Source organism: Streptomyces sp. NPDC051214, assembly GCF_040682375.1.
Taxonomy (GTDB): domain Bacteria; phylum Actinomycetota; class Actinomycetes; order Streptomycetales; family Streptomycetaceae; genus Streptomyces.
On the sequence record NZ_JBFBAT010000010.1, the window covers coordinates 1 to 16634 of the forward strand.

Genomic DNA, 16634 nt, shown 5'->3' on the forward strand with positions numbered 1-16634 from the left:
CCCCGCCGTGGCCCCCCACCTCCCCCCCCCGCAGACCCCGCCCCCGCCCCCGCGTAAGGCGTGCCCGGGCCGGGGGCCCCTCTTACCCCACACCCCCCCCCCCCGCCGTCACCGCGCGCAGTATCGATTGCATGCTGTGGTCGGACCCGGAGGACAACCCGCCGAAGGACATGCGGGACATGCAGGTGAAGATGCGCCGTGCGGGGCTCGTCCTCGCCCTGGCCATGGTCATCGCGATGTTCGTCCTGGGCATCCACTGAGGCGTCCGCCGAGACGTCCGCCCGGGGGTCCACCGGGGCTCGCTAACCTGGCCGCATGAGTGATCAGCCCCGACAGCCACGCCGCCTCGTTCTCGCCTCCAAGTCCCCCGCCCGGCTCGGCCTCCTGCGCCAGGCCGGTCTCGCCCCCGAGGTGATCGTCAGCGGGGTCGACGAGGACGCGATCTCCGCACCGACCCCCGCCGAGCTGGCCCTGGCCCTGGCCGAGGCCAAGGCATCGGTCGTCTCGGCGCGCCCGGACGCCAAGGGCGCCCTGGTCATCGGCTGCGACTCGGTCCTCGAACTGGACGGCCAGGCGCTCGGCAAGCCCGCCGACGCCGAGGAGGCGACGGCCCGCTGGAAGTCGATGCGCGGACGCGCGGGCGTCCTGCAGACCGGCCACTGCGTGTACGACACCGCGGCGGGCCGCCATGTGTCGGCGGTCGCGTCGACCGTCGTCCGCTTCGGCGACCCTTCCGACGAGGAGATCGCCGCGTACGTGGCGAGCGGCGAACCCCTGCACGTGGCGGGCGCGTTCACCCTCGACGGCCGCTCGGCCCCCTTCGTCGACTCGATCGAGGGCGATCACGGCAACGTCATCGGCCTCTCGCTGCCGCTGCTGCGCCGCCTGCTGTCCGAATTGGGCGTCGGGATCACGGAGTTGTGGGCGAAGTAGACCCACGCGACAGCCCCGGAGGGGCTCAGGCGGGCTGTGGGGCGCCGTTCTCCGGAGCGGCGCCGCCCGCTGCCCCGTTGCCGGTGCGCGGCGCGTCGGCGGCCTCGCCGGGCTTCCTGTCGTACGCCACGAGCGTCAGGACGATCAGGCCGAGCACGACCATCATGAAGACGAAGGCGGGCCAGCCCACCAGGCCCACCGAGAACGCCCCGAGCAGCGCGTGCACCACGGCGGCGCTGATCAGCAGGAGCCGGCCGAAGCGGCCCGGCGCACGGTCGGTGATCCCCGAGCGCGCCATGACCAGGCCGCACAGCGCGAGGTAGAGGCCGAAGACGCCACCCGCGATCCACGTCGAGACCGACATCGCGTGCGGGTCGAGCCCGGCGAGCGACATGTCCTGCTTGTTCACGACGAGCCCGAGGAACCAGTTGAGGAGTGCGATGCCCACCGCCTCCACCAGGAGCACGATCGCGCCCACCAAGGCCACCGGTCTACGCGCCACGGCGCCCACCCACTTCCACTGTTACCGCCAGTACGTCCCAGACATCGCGAACGCTACATGGGGGCACCCCCTGCTCGTTAAGAGCTTGGGGGAGGGTAAACCGGGGGACAAGGGCTTCGCCCATGGCAAAGAATCATTGGGCCATTCGTAGGGACTCCACAAAGATTGCCCCTCTGCCGCAGCGCGCTCTCACAGAGACCTTGACCACACCGGGACGTTAGTCTGCCGGTAAGGGACCCTGCGTACCGTGGTGCGACAAGGGATTTCGCGGTACGGGCAGGCCCGGATCACGCTCCGTGTGGGCAAGCTCACCATTGGGGACGGGTCGAAAGGTCGTGTCGGCAGTCCCTAAACTCGGCTTGTTTCAAGGAGGGAGCCATCGTGCGCAAGGTGCTCATCGCCAACCGTGGCGAAATCGCTGTCCGCGTTGCTCGGGCATGCCGGGATGCAGGGATCGCGAGCGTAGCCGTCTACGCAGATCCTGACCGGGATGCTCTGCATGTACGTGCGGCAGATGAGGCGTTCGCGCTGGGCGGTGACACTCCGGCCACCAGCTACCTGGACATTTCCAAGGTGCTGGCAGCGGCCAAGGACGCGGGGGCGGACGCGGTCCACCCCGGCTACGGCTTCCTTTCGGAGAACGCCGACTTCGCGCAGGCCGTTCTGGACGCGGGCCTCATCTGGATCGGCCCGCCGCCGCAAGCAATTCGTGACCTCGGCGACAAGGTCGCGGCCCGGCACATCGCGCAGCGCGCGGGTGCCCCGCTGGTGGCCGGTACGCCGGACCCCGTCAGCGGTTCCGACGAGGTCGTCGCCTTCGCCGAGGAGCATGGCCTGCCGATCGCGATCAAGGCCGCCTTCGGTGGCGGCGGGCGCGGTCTGAAGGTGGCCCGGACCCTCGAAGAGGTGCCCGAGCTGTACGACTCCGCGGTGCGCGAGGCCGTCGCCGCCTTCGGCCGCGGCGAGTGCTTCGTGGAGCGCTACCTCGACAAGCCGCGGCACGTGGAGACGCAGTGCCTGGCCGACAAGCACGGCAACGTGGTCGTCGTGTCGACCCGTGACTGCTCGCTTCAGCGCCGCCACCAGAAGCTGGTGGAGGAGGCCCCCGCGCCGTTCCTGAGCGAGGCCCAGAACGCCGAGCTGTACGCGGCGTCGAAGGCCATCCTGAAGGAAGCGGGCTACGAGGGCGCCGGCACCGTCGAGTTCCTCGTCGGCACCGACGGCACGATCTCCTTCCTGGAGGTCAACACCCGTCTCCAGGTGGAGCACCCGGTCACCGAAGAGATCACCGGCATCGACCTGGTCCGCGAGATGTTCCGCATCGCCGACGGCGAGGAACTGGGGTACGGCGACCCCGAGATGCGCGGCCACTCCTTCGAGTTCCGCATCAACGGCGAGGACCCGGGCCGCGGCTTCCTGCCCGCCCCCGGCACCGTGACCGAGTTCGCCCCGCCGTCGGGTCCGGGCGTGCGCCTGGACGCGGGCGTGGAGTCCGGCAGCGTCATCGGCCCGGCGTGGGACTCGCTCCTCGCCAAGCTGATCGTGTCCGGCGCAACGCGTCAGCAGGCGCTGCAGCGGGCCGCTCGCGCCCTCGAGGAGTTCAACGTGGAGGGCATGGCCACGGCCATCCCGTTCCACCGCGCGGTCGTCAAGGACCCGGCCTTCGCCCCCGAACTCACCGGCTCCACGGACCCGTTCACGGTCCACACCCGCTGGATCGAGACCGAGTTCGTCAACGAGATCCCCGCGTTCTCCGCGGCGGCGGACGCCGAGACGGACGAGGAGCCGGGCCGCGAGACGGTGGTCGTCGAGGTCGGAGGCAAGCGTCTCGAGGTCTCGCTCCCCTCCTCCCTCGGCATGACCATCGCCCGTACGGCAGCGGCGGGCGGGGCCCGCCCCAAGCGCCGCGCGGCGAAGAAGTCGGGCCCGGCGGCCTCCGGTGACACCCTGGCGTCCCCCATGCAGGGCACGATCGTCAAGATCGCTGTCGAGGAGGGCCAGGAGGTGCAGGAGGGCGACCTGGTCGTCGTCCTGGAGGCCATGAAGATGGAACAGCCCCTGAACGCGCACCGCTCGGGCACGATCAAGGGCCTGACGGCGGAGGTCGGCGCGAGCCTGACCTCCGGCGCGGTGATCTGCGAGATCAAGGACTGACCCGAGCGCCGGACGGGCTGAGTTCTCAGCCCGTCCGGCGTTTGAGGACGAGCTCGGCGCAGCCGGTGACGGGCGGTACGCACGCTTCGGGCAGACTTGAAGCACGCGTACGTCCAGGGAGGCACGCCATGGCAGAGGCAGAGAGCCCGCAAGAGCGCCCCCGCTCGAAAAGAGCGGACGCGCGCCGCAACTACGACCGGCTCCTCGCAGAGTCCCGCAAAGCCTTCGCAGAGCACGGCACAAGCGCCTCGCTGGAAGACATCGCCCGCCACGCGAACGTGGGCATCGGCACCCTCTACCGCCACTTCCCCAACCGGCACGCCCTGATGAGCGCCGTCTTCGAAGAGGCGGTGAGCGACCTCCTGGACCGTTCCCGCGCGCTGCTCGAAGATCCGCAGCCCTGCTCGGCCCTGGTGACCTGGCTGCGCGCCATCATCACTCATGCGGGTGAGTACCGCGGGCTCTCCCGCGCCCTCATGTCGGCGTCGCACGACGACAGTTCGGCACTCTCCCGATGCAGCAGGCCCATGCGTGAGGCGGGCACGGCCCTGCTCGTGCGGGCCCAGGAGGCCGGTGCCGTACGCCAGGACGTCTCGATCGGCGACCTGATGCAGCTGACCAACGCGATCGCGCTGGCCGCCGAGGAGACCCCCGACGAGCCCGAGCTGGCCGACCGCCTCCTGATGCTGACCCTGCGCGGCCTGAAGGCCGATGGATCGGCACCCGAAGACCGCGGCCAGGTCCCGGCGGCCACGGCCGGTTCAGCGGCGGCGTAGATCCGCCACCCGCGCGGCCCGCTCCCCGGGCTGCTGCTCCCCGAGCACCGCACTGCGCAACTGCGCCCCGGGGCCTGCCCCGTGACCGCCGTGGTTGCGGCGCTGGCCCGGCAGTGGCACGTCCCGACGCGGTTGCCGCGCCGGGACGGAATCCACCCCCGGTCCGGAGTTGGGGCTCGCGGCCCCCCCGGCGACGGCGATCTGCACGCCCTGATCGGCCAGGGCCTGCAGCTCGGTGGCCGCGCGGTCGTCGTGCGTGGGCGGTTCGTCCGTGACCAGGCGCGTGATGACGTCCGTCGGCACCGTCTGGAACATCGTGTCGGTGCCGAGCTTGGTGTGGTCGGCGAGGACCACGACCTCGGCCGCGGCCTGGACGAGCGCACGGTCCACGCTCGCCGAGAGCATGTTGGACGTGGAGAGCCCGCGTTCGGCGGTCAGACCACTGCCCGACAGAAAGGCGCGCGAGACCCGCAGGCCCTGCAGGGACTGTTCGGCCCCGCTGCCCACGAGCGCGTAGTTGGAACCGCGCAGGGTGCCGCCGGTCATGACGACCTCGACGCGGTTGGCATGGGCCAGGGCCTGTGCCACCAGAAGGGAATTGGTGACGACGGTCAGACCGGGCACCCGCGCGAGCCGTCGGGCCAGCTCCTGCGTGGTCGTACCCGCCCCGACGACGATGGCTTCGCCTTCTTCGACGAGTCCCGCCGCGAGATCGGCGATTGCCGTCTTCTCGGCGGTCGCGAGATGTGATTTCTGCGGAAAGCCGGACTCCCGCGTGAATCCGCCCGGCAATACCGCACCGCCATGTCTGCGGTCGAGGAGTCCTTCTGCCTCCAGAGCGCGCACGTCCCGCCGTACGGTCACTTCGGAGGTCTGGACGACGCGGGCGAGCTCCCGGAGCGATACAGCTCCGTTGGCCCGCACCATTTCGAGGATCAATTGGCGACGTTCTGCAGCGAACACGAAACTGACAGTAACCCCAACGACCGTCTGCTTTCAGCAGTTTGCGCCGAATTACAGAAGTTGTTCGCACGGCAGGGTGGGAAGTGGTATAGGTGCCTACTCCCCCCGCCTATGCCGGGCGAATGGGCGACAACAGCCCGTGACCTGCGCGGAGTTGCTACCCCGGACCGGCCCCGATCATTCGGCGTTCAACCGACGATCGGTCCGCGATCAGGCTTCGCCCGCCGACTTCCGCGTGTGGAGCTGACGCGCGACCTCGGCGATCGAGCCCGAAAGGGAGGGATACACGGTGAACGCATTCGCGATCTGCTCGACCGTCAGGTTGTTGTCGACCGCGATCGAGATGGGGTGGATCAGTTCCGAGGCGCGCGGTGCGACGACCACACCGCCCACCACGATGCCCGTGCCCGGACGGCAGAAGATCTTGACGAAGCCGTCACGGATGCCCTGCATCTTCGCGCGCGGGTTGCGAAGGAGCGGCAGCTTGACGACGCGGGCGTCGATCTTGCCGCCGTCGACGTCGGACTGGCTGTAGCCGACGGTCGCGATCTCGGGGTCGGTGAAGACGTTCGACGACACGGTCTTCAGGTTCAGCGGCGTCACCGCGTCGCCCAGGAAGTGGTACATCGCGATGCGCCCCTGCATGGCGGCGACGGAGGCCAGCGCGAAGATGCCGGTCACGTCACCGGCGGCGTACACACCGGGAGCAGAGGTCCTGGACACCTTGTCGGTCCAGATGTGCCCGGAGTCCTTGAGCCGGACACCGGCCTCCTCCAGGCCCATTCCGCTGCTGTTGGGGATGGCGCCCACGGCCATCAGACAGTGCGTGCCGGAGATGACGCGGCCGTCGTCGAGCGTCACCTCCACGCGGTCGCCCACCCGCTTGGCGGAAGCCGCGCGGGAGCGTGACATGACGTTCATGCCGCGGCGCCGGAAGACGTCCTCCAGGACGGCGGCGGCGTCCGGGTCCTCGCCGGGCAGCACGCGGTCGCGGCTCGACACGAGCGTGACGTTCGACCCGAGCGCCTGGTAGGCGCCGGCGAACTCGGCTCCGGTGACACCGGAGCCGACCACGATGAGCTCCTCGGGGAGCTCGTCCAGGTCGTACACCTGGGTCCAGTTCAGGATGCGCTCGCCGTCGGGCAGCGCGTCCGGGACCTCGCGCGGGTGACCGCCGGTGGCGATGAGCACGGCGTCGGCGACGAGGGTCTCCTCGGTGCCGTCGGCCGCGCGCACGATGACCTTGCGCGAGCCGTCGGTGTCCTGCTGGCCCTCCAGGCGGCCACGGCCGCGCAGCACGCGCGCGCCCGCACGCGTGACGGACGCGGTGATGTCGTGGGACTGCGCGAGCGCGAGGCGCTTCACCCGGCGGTTGACCTTGCCGAGGTCCACGCCGACGACGCGGGCGGGGGTGTCGATGTGCGGGGTGTCGTCCGCGACGATGATGCCCAGCTCCTCGTACGAGGAGTCGAAGGTGGTCATCACCTCGGCCGTGGCGATCAGAGTCTTGGACGGGACGCAGTCGGTGAGCACCGACGCCCCGCCCAGACCGTCGCAGTCGACGACGGTCACCTCCGCGCCGAGTTGGGCGGCAACGAGTGCCGCCTCGTATCCGCCGGGTCCGCCGCCAATGATCACGATCCGAGTCACGTACTCCATTGTCCCGCACGCTTCAAGGTGCTTCGCCCCGGGGGCTCCATCCGGCCGTTCTGCCTACTGGAGGGGCCTGTGCGCACCGGAGGGACGCACGCGTCGCCTGCCGTACCCTCGACCACATGTCGCTCTACGCCGCGTACGCCGGCAATCTGGATCCGCGGCTCATGTCCCGCCGCGCCCCGCACTCGCCGCTGCGCCAGACGGGCTGGCTGAACGGCTGGCGGCTGACGTTCGGCGGGGAGCACATGGGGTGGGAGGGCGCGCTCGCCACCATCGTGGAGGCGCCGCGCTCGCAGGTCTTCGTGACGCTGTACGACGTCGCCCCCATGGACGAGGACTCCATGGACCGCTGGGAGGGCGTGGGGCTCGACGTCTACCGCAGGATGCGGGTGCGGGTGCACACCCTGGACGGCGAGGAACCCGCGTGGGTGTACGTCCTCAACGGGTACGAGGGCGGCCTGCCGTCCGCGCGCTATCTCGGGGAGCTGGCCGACGCGGCGGAGACCGCGGGGGCGCCGCACGACTATGTGATGGAGCTGCGCAAGCGGCCCTGTTAGGGCCTTCCGCGCGCCTGCCGGGGCTCTCGTCGGAAACGACAAGACAACGATCCGAATCCCGTGGGCATCGTCATCTACGCGCGTAGGGCGAGAGCGGCTACTCTCGTCCGCGTGAACGCTTCAGTTATTTCGGACGACCAGGGCGACCCGTACGCCGCCGCCGACGCCGCCGCCACGCGCCTGCGTGAGCTGACGGGCGCCGAGACCCACGACGTGGCCCTCGTGATGGGCTCCGGCTGGGCGCCGGCCGTCGACGCGCTCGGCGAGCCCGACGCCGAGTTCCCCGTCACCGATCTGCCCGGCTTCCCGATGCCGGCGGTGGAGGGACACGGCGGACGCATCCGCTCCATCAAGATCGGTGAGAAGCGCGCCCTGGTCTTCCTGGGCCGCACCCACTACTACGAGGGCCGTGGCGTCGCCGCCGTCGCGCACGGCGTGCGTACGGCGGTGGCCGCGGGCTGCAAGACGATCGTGCTGACGAACGGCTGCGGCGGTCTGCGCGAGGGCATGCGTCCCGGTCAGCCGGTCCTGATCAGCGATCACCTGAACCTGACGGCCACGTCGCCGATCGTCGGCGCGAACTTCGTGGACCTCACGGATCTGTACTCCCCGCGGCTGCGCACCCTCTGCAAGGAGATCGACCCCTCCCTCGAAGAGGGCGTCTACGCGCAGTTCCCCGGCCCGCACTACGAGACTCCGGCGGAGATCCGCATGGCCCGCACCATCGGTGCGGACCTGGTGGGCATGTCGACGGTCCTCGAGGCCATCGCCGCGCGCGAGGCCGGCGCGGAGGTGCTCGGCATCTCCCTGGTCACGAACCTCGCCGCGGGCATGACGGGTGAGCCCCTGAACCACGAGGAGGTGCTCCAGGCGGGCCGCGACAGCGCCACGCGCATGGGCGAGCTCCTGGGCGACGTCTTGGGCCGCATCTAGCTTTTCCCTGCGGGGGGGCTTGGCCTGGGGGCGCTTTTCTCGGCAGCCGGGGACTTCATCCCGGGAGGAGCGCCCCCGCACTGTGCCTTGGTGACCCGAAGCGCTGGTTGCCGCACGGGCTTTCCCGCCCACCCACCCGTTCACCCCGCAGCATCAAGCCTGTTGCCGCACAAGCTTTCCCGCCCACCCGCCCGATTGCCCCGCAGCATCGAGCCCGTCAACGCACGAGCCTTCCCGCCCGGCTGCCACGGAGCGGCGGGCGGGTGCGTGAGCCTTTTCGCCGCGGGGTGAACGGGTGGGTGGGCGGGAAAGATCTGCCGCGAAGCGGCGGGACAGGAAAGCCCCACCAGGCCGCACCAGACCGACGCACCCGCGACCCAAGCCAGGCAAGCCCCCGGACCGCAACGGGTAGACGCACCGGGGACCCACCCCGGGGCCACCCCGCACCCGCCCCCGGGCCCGGGTAGCCGAACCCGGCCCGCACAGAACCCCGCATACGAGAGGCTGAAGAACCGTGCTGGACGACTCTGAACTCATCGCGCGGGCCCAGGCCTGGCTGGCCGAGGACCCGGACCCCGAGACCCGCGAGGAACTCGCGAAGCTCATCGAGACCGCGGACGCCGCGGACACCGAGGAACTGGCCGCCCGCTTCAGCGGCACCCTCCAGTTCGGCACCGCCGGCCTCCGCGGCGAACTCGGCGCGGGCCCCATGCGCATGAACCGCTCCGTGGTCATCCGCGCGGCAGCAGGCCTCGCCGCGTACCTGAAGGCCCAGGGTCAGACCGACGGCCTCGTCGTCATCGGCTACGACGCCCGCCACAAGTCCGCGGACTTCGCGCGCGACACCGCCGCCGTGATGACCGGTGCCGGACTCCGGGCGGCGGTGCTCCCCCGCCCGCTCCCCACCCCCGTACTCGCCTTCGCCATACGGCACCTCGGCGCGGTCGCGGGCGTGGAGGTGACGGCGAGCCACAACCCCCCGCGCGACAACGGCTACAAGGTCTACCTCGGCGACGGCTCCCAGATCGTGCCGCCCGCCGACGCGGAGATCGCCGCGCAGATCGACGCGGTGCCGAGCCTGCACGACGTACCCCGCCCCGAGACCGGCTGGGAAACCCTCGGCGACGACGTCCTGGACGCCTACCTGGCCCGCACGGACGCCGTCCTGTCCCCGGACTCCCCCCGCACCGCCCGCACCGTCTACACGGCGATGCACGGCGTCGGCAAGGACACCCTCCTCGCGGCGTTCGAGCGGGCGGGATTCCCCGCCCCGGTGCTCGTCGCCGAGCAGGCGGAGCCCGACCCGGACTTCCCGACCGTCGCGTTCCCCAACCCGGAGGAGCCGGGCGCGATGGACCTCTCCTTCGCGAAGGCCCGCGAGGTGGACCCGGACCTGATCATCGCCAACGACCCGGACGCGGACCGCTGCGCCGCCGCGGTCAAGGACGGCGCCGACTGGCGCATGCTCCGGGGCGACGAGGTCGGGGCACTCCTGGCGGCGCACCTCGTGCGCAGGGGCGCCCGCGGCACGTTCGCGGAGTCGATCGTCTCCTCGTCCCTGCTCGGCCGGATCGCCGAGAAGGCGGGTCTCGGATACGAGGAGACCCTCACCGGCTTCAAGTGGATCGCCCGCGTGGAGGGCCTGCGCTACGGCTACGAAGAGGCCCTCGGCTACTGCGTGGACCCCGAAGGCGTACGCGACAAGGACGGCATCACGGCGGCGCTGCTCCTCACCGAGCTGGCGTCCGAGCTGAAGGAGCAAGGGCGCACGCTCCTCGACCTCCTGGACGACCTGGCCGTGGAGCACGGCCTGCACGCCACCGACCAGCTGTCGGTCCGCGTGGAGGACCTCTCCCTGATCGCCGACGCGATGCGCCGTCTGCGCGAGCAGCCCCCGACGTCGCTCGCGGGCCTGCCCGTGACGAAGGCCGAGGACCTGACGCAGGGCACGGACACGCTGCCGCCCACCGACGGCCTGCGCTACACGCTCGACGGGGCCCGCGTCATCGTGCGCCCGAGCGGCACGGAGCCGAAGCTGAAGTGCTACCTGGAGGTGGTGGTCCCCGTCCCGGCGAAGGACGGACTGCCGACCGCCCGCACCGAGGCGACGGAGCTCCTCGCGGCGATCAAGCGCGACCTGTCCGCCGCCGCGGGCATCTAGGGCCTCAGCCACCACCCGTCCGGGTGGTTCGATCGGCGCAGCCGCCGCAGTGATCCGGTGCGCTGCCGGTCCCCCAGGAAGGGTGACCGGCAGCGCACGATCACGTTCCTGGAGCTGCCGCAGTGCCGTACGGACCGACCCCCGAGACCACCCCGACCGCACCGGCGTCCACCGCGACGCCCCGGGTCGTCGCCCCGTCCCGCCGCCCCCGCGTCACCCCGGGCCGCTCCCCCGGCCGCCGCGCACGCGCCGTCCGCGCCCTGCGCCGCGCGACGCCCGCGCTCCTCGCGTACGGCGCCGTACGCCTCTTCGGCACCCTCGTCTTCGCCCTGTGGGCGCGCCGGGAGGACCGGGACGTCTGGCATCTGCTGGCGGAGTCGTGGGACTGCGACTGGTATCTGAAGATCGCCGACAAGGGGTACGCGGACACCCTGGGCACCCAGATCGACGCGAACAACCTCGCCTTCTTCCCCCTGCACTCGCTCCTCATCAGGGCGGGCGGTCTGCTCGTCCCGGAGCCGCGCGGGGCCGTGGGGCTCGCGATCGCCGTCACCTGTTCGTTCCTCGCGGCGTGGGGGATCTTCGCGGTGGGCGACCGCCTGTACGGACGCAGGGCGGGCGTCCTGCTCGCCGTCCTGTGGGGTTCGCTCCCCGTCGCGCTCGTGCAGTGGATGGGCTACACGGAGTCGCTCTTCACGGCGCTCACCGCGTGGGCGCTGTACGCCGTGCTCACCGGACGCTGGATCTGGGCGGGTTCGCTGGCCGCGCTCGCGGGGCTGACCCGCCCCACGGGTGCGGCGCTCGCGGCGGCGGTGTCCCTGACGGCCCTGCTCGCACTGTGGCGCGCACGAGGCGCACGAGGCGCACGAGGCGCACGAGGCGAACGGGGCGGCACCGGCCGCAAGCGCATGCTCCTGGGGGCCGTGCTCGCCCCGCTCGGCTGGCTCTCGTACGTCGGCTGGGTGGGGCTGCGACTCGGCCGCTGGGACGGCTATTTCGCCGTACAGAAGCTGTGGCGCAACGAGTGGGACGGCGGGGTGGCGACCGTGCGGACCGTGCAGGACCTGCTGTCGGTCCAGCGGCCGCAGCTGTTCCTGATGATGGTGACGGCGACGCTGCTCGCGTCGGTGGCGCTGTTCGTCCTGTCGGTGGGTGACCGGCAGCCGCTGCCCCTGCTGGTCTTCACGGGCCTGCTGCTCCTGATCGTGCTGGGCAGCAAGGGGGTCTACTTCCCCCGGGCCCGCTTCCTGCTCCCGGGCTTCCCTCTGCTGCTGCCGCTCGCGGCGGCCCTGTCCCGCGCGCGGACGCACGTCGCCGTGACGGTCGTGGTGGCCGCGGCGCTCACATCGGCGGCGTTCGGCGGCCACATGCTGCTCGCGTGGATGGGCCCGCCGTAAGTCCAGCCCTCAGGCGACGGCCAGCAACACCGCGAGCAGCACCGCCCCGGCCACGGCGGGCGCCAGGATCTCGTAGCCCCAGCGCACCTCGGGCTCGCCCTGAGCGGACTTCGCGGAGGCGCGGAGTTCGGACAGCTCGCGCAGGTCGTCCATGATCTGGTCCCCGGCAGCGCGCTGGGTCTCCGGCCGGCCGGACTTCAGGGAAGCGCGCAGGCCAGGCCCGCCGACGCTCGGGTCGCCCGCGGCCACCCCCTGGGACTTCCTCCGGGCGGCCTTCTTGCGGCCGCGCAGAGAGACCGGGATGGCCCAGAGCTGGTACTTGGTGCCGTCCTGCGTGAAGACCTCGTTCGAGTACCCGGAGCGCAGGCCCGAGACGGACGCCCACGGCAGCGTGATCGTCCGGAACGGGTTGCGGATGCGCAGCCGGTCGTCGTTCGCGAACACGGCGGGGCGCACGGTGAAGGCCACGACGATCGGCACCGCCAGGAGCAGCCCGGCGAGCGCGAGCCACGGCGTACGGCCCTCCCCCCGGATCATCGCGTCGATGCCGAGCCAGCCGCCGAGGGCGAGCAGCAGGACGCCTCCGGCGATACCGCCGGACGACCGGTACGTCCGGTCCTTGTACTCGGGCTCAGCCACGGGGTGCTGGGGGTCGGTCATGTCCCTGATTCTGCCTGAGGCCCGCTCCGGGACTGCCGCGGGGACGCCCGCCCGGCGGATTACCCCGGAGCGACCCACCTCTGTACAGCCGCTACGCGCGTAGATATGCTCCCCTCGTGACCATGCCCCATGCATCCGCCCCCCTCGCACACGCGCTGACGGACGTCACAGCGTCGGACCGCACGCTGCGCCGCTTCCTCCACGGGCTGCCCGGCGTCGACACGGTCGGCCTGGAGGCACGCGCCGCAGCGCTCGGCACCCGTTCGATCAAGACGACGGCGAAGGCGTACGCCATCGACCTCGCCATCTCGATGATCGACCTGACGACGCTGGAGGGCGCCGACACCCCGGGCAAGGTCCGGGCGCTCGGCGCGAAGGCCGTGAACCCCGATCCGACCGACCGCGGCACCCCGAGGACCGCCGCGGTCTGCGTCTATCCGGACATGGTGACCACCGCCAAGGAGGCCGTCGGCGACAGCGGGGTCAAGGTCGCCTCCGTCGCGACCGCCTTCCCCGCGGGCCGTGCCGCCATCGACGTGAAGCTCGGCGACGTCCGCGAGGCCGTCGCGGCGGGCGCCGACGAGATCGACATGGTCATCGACCGCGGCGCGTTCCTCGCGGGTGACTACATGACGGTGTTCGAGCAGATCCGCGCCGTGAAGGAAGCCTCCGGCGAGGCCCGGCTCAAGGTCATCTTCGAGACCGGCGAGTTGTCCACGTACGACAACATCCGCCGCGCCTCCTGGATCGGCATGCTGGCGGGCGCGGACTTCATCAAGACCTCGACCGGCAAGGTCGGCGTCAACGCCACCCCCGCGAACACCCTCCTGATGCTGGAGGCCGTACGCGACTTCCGCGAGCAGACCGGGGTACAGGTCGGCGTGAAGCCCGCGGGCGGCATCCGCACCACCAAGGACGCGATCAAGTTCCTCGTCCTGGTGAACGAGACCGCGGGCACGGACTGGCTGGACAACCACTGGTTCCGTTTCGGCGCCTCATCACTCCTCAACGACCTGCTGATGCAGCGCCAGAAGCTGGCCACGGGCCGCTACTCCGGCCCCGACTACGTCACGGTGGACTGACCCATGACTTCCACGCCCTTTGACTACGCACCCGCTCCGGAGTCCCGCTCCGTCGTCGACATCGCGCCGTCGTACGGCCTGTTCATCGACGGCGAGTTCGTGGAGGCGGCCGACGGCAAGGTCTTCAAGACCGTCTCGCCCTCCACCGAAGAGGTCCTCTCCGAAGTCGCGCAGGCCTCCTCCGAGGACGTCGACCGCGCGGTGAAGGCCGCCCGCAAGGCCTTCGAGAAGTGGTCGGCGCTCCCGGGCGCCGAGCGCGCCAAGTACCTCTTCCGGATCGCCAGGATCATCCAGGAGCGCAGCCGCGAACTGGCCGTCCTGGAGACCCTCGACAACGGAAAGCCCATCAAGGAGACGCGCGACGCCGACCTCCCCCTGGTCGCCGCGCACTTCTTCTACTACGCGGGCTGGGCCGACAAGCTCGACCACGCGGGGTACGGCGCGAACCCCAGGCCGCTCGGCGTCGCCGGCCAGGTCATCCCCTGGAACTTCCCGCTCCTGATGCTCGCCTGGAAGATCGCCCCGGCGCTCGCCACGGGCAACACGGTCGTCCTGAAGCCCGCCGAGACCACGCCCCTGAGCGCCCTGTTCTTCGCGGACATCTGCCGCCAGGCGGGCCTGCCCAAGGGCGTCGTCAACATCCTTCCCGGGTACGGCGACGCGGGCGCGGCCCTCACCGCCCACCCGGACGTGAACAAGGTCGCCTTCACCGGCTCGACCGCCGTCGGCAAGGCCATCGCGCGCCAGGTCGCGGGCACGGACAAGAAGGTCACGCTCGAACTGGGCGGCAAGGGCGCCAACATCGTCTTCGACGACGCCCCGATCGACCAGGCCGTCGAGGGCATCGTCACCGGCATCTTCTTCAACCAGGGCCAGGTCTGCTGCGCCGGATCGCGCCTCCTCGTACAGGAGTCCGTCCAGGACGAGGTGCTGCACGCGCTCAAGCGGCGCCTGTCCACCCTGCGCCTGGGCGACCCGCTGGACAAGAACACGGACATCGGCGCGATCAACTCCGCCGAGCAGCTCGCCCGTATCACCGCGCTCACCGAGACCGGCGAGGCGGAGGGCGCCGAGCGCTGGTCCGCGCCGTGCGAACTGCCCTCCTCCGGCTACTGGTTCGCGCCGACCCTCTTCACGAACGTCACGCAGGCGCACACCGTCGCCCGTGACGAGATCTTCGGCCCGGTGCTCTCGGTGCTGACCTTCCGCACCCCGGAAGAGGCCGTCGCCAAGGCCAACAACACGCAGTACGGCCTCTCCGCCGGCATCTGGACGGAGAAGGGCTCCCGCATCCTCGCGGTCGCCGAGCGCCTGCGCGCGGGCGTCATCTGGGCCAACACGTTCAACAAGTTCGACCCGACCTCGCCCTTCGGCGGCTACAAGGAATCGGGTTACGGCCGCGAGGGCGGCCGCCACGGCCTGGAGGCTTACCTCGATGTCTGAGCGTTTGAGTGTCTTCAAGACCTACAAGCTATACGTCGGGGGCAAGTTCCCCCGCAGCGAGAGCGGCCGGGTGTACGAGGTGACCGACTCAAAGGGCAAGTGGCTGGCCAACGCCCCGCTCTCGTCCCGCAAGGACGCGCGTGACGCGGTCTCCGCCGCGCGCAAGGCGCAGGGCTCCTGGGCGGGCAAGACGGCCTACCTGCGCGGCCAGATCCTCTACCGCGTCGCGGAGATGCTGGAGGGCCGCAGGGACCAGTTCGTGCGCGAGGTCGCGGAGGCGGAGGGGCTCTCCAAGTCGAAGGCCGCCGCCGAGGTGGACGCCGCGATCGACCGCTGGGTCTGGTACGCGGGCTGGACCGACAAGATCGCCCAGCTCGTGGGCGGCGGGAACCCGGTCGCGGGCCCCTTCTTCAACCTCTCCTCGCCGGAGCCGACGGGCGTGGTGGCGGTCGTCGCCCCGCAGAAGTCGTCGTTCCTGGGTCTGGTCTCCGTCATCGCGCCCGTGATCTCGACGGGCAACACCGCCGTGGTGATCGCCAGCGAGAACTCCCCGCTCCCTGCGCTCTCGCTGGGCGAGGTGCTCGCCACCTCCGACCTGCCGGGCGGCGTCGTGAACATCCTGTCCGGCAGGACGGCGGAGATCACCCCGTCGCTCGCCGCGCACCAGGACGTGAACGCGATCGACCTCGCGGGCGTCGAGGACGACGACCTGGCCAAGGAGCTCGAGGTCGCCGCCGCGGACAACCTCAAGCGCGTCGTCCGTCCACAGCCTGTGGACTGGTCGGCCGACCCGGGCACGCACCGCCTGACGGCCTTCCTGGAGACCAAGACGGTCTGGCACCCCACGGGTTCGCTGGGCGCGTCGGGCTCCTCGTACTGAGGCCGCCTGAGGCCATCTGAAGCCACTGCGCACGACGAAGCCCCGGCCCTCCTCCGTCCAGGAGGGCCGGGGCTTCGCCACCGCACAAGGCCGGTCGGCTAGCCGGGCAGCAGCCCCGTGGCCGCACCCACCACCGGCAGGTCGCCCAGCGTCCCTCCGCCCTGCGCCAGCGGGGCCGTCACCGGCGCCGTCGAGAGCGGCTTGAAGTCCGCGACCTGGGTGCCGAGCGCGTTGTCCAGCGGGTCGGACCCCGTACCCGCCAGCGGGTTGAGCTTCAGCTCCTTGACGGGCCCGAGCCCGCCCGCGCTGACCTCCTCCACCGCCCGGAGCACCCCCGCACCGGCCGCGGGCAGGTTGTCGGAGGCCGGGGGCGCGGGGGCCGGCGCTGCGTTCGCCGTCGCCGCGCCACCGATGCCGAGCGCCGTGCCCGCGACGGTGACCGTCAGACCTGCCCGCAGCAGGACGCGGGAGAGGTGCTTGGAGGCTGTTGCGTGCCGTGCCATGGTTCCGCCCTTATCCTCTTGGGTAATCAGATGT

Annotated in this window: 16 protein-coding genes; 11 read left to right on the forward strand and 5 right to left on the reverse strand. The window is 71.3% G+C overall.

Annotation, left to right across the window (positions count from 1 at the left end; genetic code table 11):
• The first annotated feature begins 131 nt into the window (after positions 1–131).
• Together AB0M70_RS25760 and AB0M70_RS25765 are read left to right on the forward strand one after the other, a co-directional pair.
• Entirely contained in the window at positions 132–260 is a 129-nt protein-coding gene (locus tag AB0M70_RS25760) for a hypothetical protein (protein ID WP_363208896.1), read from the forward strand.
• A gap of 55 nt (positions 261–315) precedes the next feature.
• Positions 316–933: a nucleoside triphosphate pyrophosphatase gene (locus AB0M70_RS25765; RefSeq protein WP_365823215.1), complete on the forward strand. Its 618-nt coding sequence runs from the start codon at positions 316–318 to the stop codon at positions 931–933.
• A gap of 25 nt (positions 934–958) precedes the next feature.
• Here AB0M70_RS25765 and AB0M70_RS25770 read toward each other — a convergent pair whose 3' ends face one another.
• The gene (locus AB0M70_RS25770) at positions 959–1435 is read right to left on the reverse strand and encodes a hypothetical protein (RefSeq protein ID WP_365823217.1); all 477 of its coding nucleotides are present in this window, start codon (positions 1433–1435) and stop codon (positions 959–961) included.
• A 381-nt stretch (positions 1436–1816) separates the two neighbouring features.
• Between AB0M70_RS25770 and AB0M70_RS25775 the strand changes: the two genes are divergently transcribed.
• Positions 1817–3589: a biotin carboxylase N-terminal domain-containing protein gene (locus AB0M70_RS25775; protein WP_365823219.1), complete on the forward strand. Its 1773-nt coding sequence runs from the start codon at positions 1817–1819 to the stop codon at positions 3587–3589.
• A 128-nt stretch (positions 3590–3717) separates the two neighbouring features.
• Complete coding sequence (locus AB0M70_RS25780; RefSeq protein WP_365823221.1) at positions 3718–4365, forward strand: TetR/AcrR family transcriptional regulator; 648 nt, start codon at positions 3718–3720, stop codon at positions 4363–4365.
• On the opposite strand, the gene AB0M70_RS25785 is transcribed toward AB0M70_RS25780, so the two are convergent.
• Both AB0M70_RS25785 and AB0M70_RS25790 read right to left on the reverse strand, forming a co-directional pair.
• On the reverse strand, positions 4351–5328 hold the full coding sequence (locus AB0M70_RS25785; RefSeq protein ID WP_363208891.1) for a DeoR/GlpR family DNA-binding transcription regulator: 978 nt from the start codon (positions 5326–5328) through the stop codon (positions 4351–4353). The two genes, AB0M70_RS25780 and AB0M70_RS25785, sit on opposite strands and share 15 nt — an antisense overlap.
• A 210-nt stretch (positions 5329–5538) precedes the next feature.
• The gene (locus AB0M70_RS25790) at positions 5539–6987 is read right to left on the reverse strand and encodes an NAD(P)H-quinone dehydrogenase (protein WP_365823223.1); all 1449 of its coding nucleotides are present in this window, start codon (positions 6985–6987) and stop codon (positions 5539–5541) included.
• A 116-nt stretch (positions 6988–7103) separates the two neighbouring features.
• On the opposite strand from AB0M70_RS25790, the gene AB0M70_RS25795 reads away from it, so the two are divergent.
• The 4 genes from AB0M70_RS25795 (at position 7104) to AB0M70_RS25810 (ending at position 12032) form a co-directional block, all read left to right on the forward strand.
• Complete coding sequence (locus AB0M70_RS25795; RefSeq protein WP_344523525.1) at positions 7104–7541, forward strand: gamma-glutamylcyclotransferase; 438 nt, start codon at positions 7104–7106, stop codon at positions 7539–7541.
• Between the two features lie 111 nt (positions 7542–7652).
• Complete coding sequence (locus AB0M70_RS25800) at positions 7653–8474, forward strand: purine-nucleoside phosphorylase (protein WP_363208889.1); 822 nt, start codon at positions 7653–7655, stop codon at positions 8472–8474.
• A 517-nt stretch (positions 8475–8991) separates the two neighbouring features.
• Positions 8992–10635 (forward strand): phospho-sugar mutase, encoded by a 1644-nt coding sequence (locus AB0M70_RS25805; RefSeq protein WP_365823770.1) that lies wholly within the window; start codon positions 8992–8994, stop codon positions 10633–10635.
• Between the two features lie 122 nt (positions 10636–10757).
• Entirely contained in the window at positions 10758–12032 is a 1275-nt protein-coding gene (locus AB0M70_RS25810) for a hypothetical protein (RefSeq protein ID WP_365823226.1), read from the forward strand.
• 9 nt (positions 12033–12041) lie between these two features.
• Here the strand turns inward: AB0M70_RS25810 and AB0M70_RS25815 are convergent, their stop codons facing one another.
• Complete coding sequence (locus AB0M70_RS25815) at positions 12042–12692, reverse strand: PH domain-containing protein (RefSeq protein ID WP_365823228.1); 651 nt, start codon at positions 12690–12692, stop codon at positions 12042–12044.
• 122 nt (positions 12693–12814) lie between these two features.
• On the opposite strand from AB0M70_RS25815, the gene deoC reads away from it, so the two are divergent.
• The 3 genes from deoC to AB0M70_RS25830 are packed head-to-tail and all read left to right on the forward strand — an operon-like array spanning position 12815 to position 16097.
• Positions 12815–13774: a deoxyribose-phosphate aldolase gene (gene deoC / locus AB0M70_RS25820; protein WP_365823772.1), complete on the forward strand. Its 960-nt coding sequence runs from the start codon at positions 12815–12817 to the stop codon at positions 13772–13774.
• Between the two features lie 3 nt (positions 13775–13777).
• Positions 13778–15217 (forward strand): aldehyde dehydrogenase family protein, encoded by a 1440-nt coding sequence (locus AB0M70_RS25825; protein WP_363208887.1) that lies wholly within the window; start codon positions 13778–13780, stop codon positions 15215–15217.
• Positions 15210–16097, forward strand: coding sequence for an aldehyde dehydrogenase family protein (locus AB0M70_RS25830; RefSeq protein ID WP_365823230.1), 888 nt, complete (start codon positions 15210–15212; stop codon positions 16095–16097). The genes AB0M70_RS25825 and AB0M70_RS25830 overlap by 8 nt, the downstream gene beginning before the upstream one ends.
• A gap of 98 nt (positions 16098–16195) precedes the next feature.
• On the opposite strand, the gene AB0M70_RS25835 is transcribed toward AB0M70_RS25830, so the two are convergent.
• Positions 16196–16600, reverse strand: coding sequence for a hypothetical protein (locus AB0M70_RS25835; protein ID WP_365823232.1), 405 nt, complete (start codon positions 16598–16600; stop codon positions 16196–16198).
• Positions 16601–16634 lie beyond the last annotated feature (34 nt).

Excerpts from the sequence above, each read along its gene's own strand:
- AB0M70_RS25760 (WP_363208896.1), top strand. The coding sequence starts at position 132 with ATGCTGTGGTCGGACCCGGAGGACAACCCGCCGAAGGACATGCGGGAC.
- AB0M70_RS25765 (WP_365823215.1), top strand. The coding sequence starts at position 316 with ATGAGTGATCAGCCCCGACAGCCACGCCGCCTCGTTCTCGCCTCCAAG.
- AB0M70_RS25780 (WP_365823221.1), top strand. The coding sequence starts at position 3,718 with ATGGCAGAGGCAGAGAGCCCGCAAGAGCGCCCCCGCTCGAAAAGAGCG.
- AB0M70_RS25790 (WP_365823223.1), bottom strand. The coding sequence starts at position 6,987 with ATGGAGTACGTGACTCGGATCGTGATCATTGGCGGCGGACCCGGCGGA.
- AB0M70_RS25795 (WP_344523525.1), top strand. The coding sequence starts at position 7,104 with ATGTCGCTCTACGCCGCGTACGCCGGCAATCTGGATCCGCGGCTCATG.
- AB0M70_RS25815 (WP_365823228.1), bottom strand. The coding sequence starts at position 12,692 with ATGACCGACCCCCAGCACCCCGTGGCTGAGCCCGAGTACAAGGACCGG.
- deoC (WP_365823772.1), top strand. The coding sequence starts at position 12,815 with ATGCCCCATGCATCCGCCCCCCTCGCACACGCGCTGACGGACGTCACA.
- AB0M70_RS25825 (WP_363208887.1), top strand. The coding sequence starts at position 13,778 with ATGACTTCCACGCCCTTTGACTACGCACCCGCTCCGGAGTCCCGCTCC.
- AB0M70_RS25830 (WP_365823230.1), top strand. The coding sequence starts at position 15,210 with ATGTCTGAGCGTTTGAGTGTCTTCAAGACCTACAAGCTATACGTCGGG.
- AB0M70_RS25835 (WP_365823232.1), bottom strand. The coding sequence starts at position 16,600 with ATGGCACGGCACGCAACAGCCTCCAAGCACCTCTCCCGCGTCCTGCTG.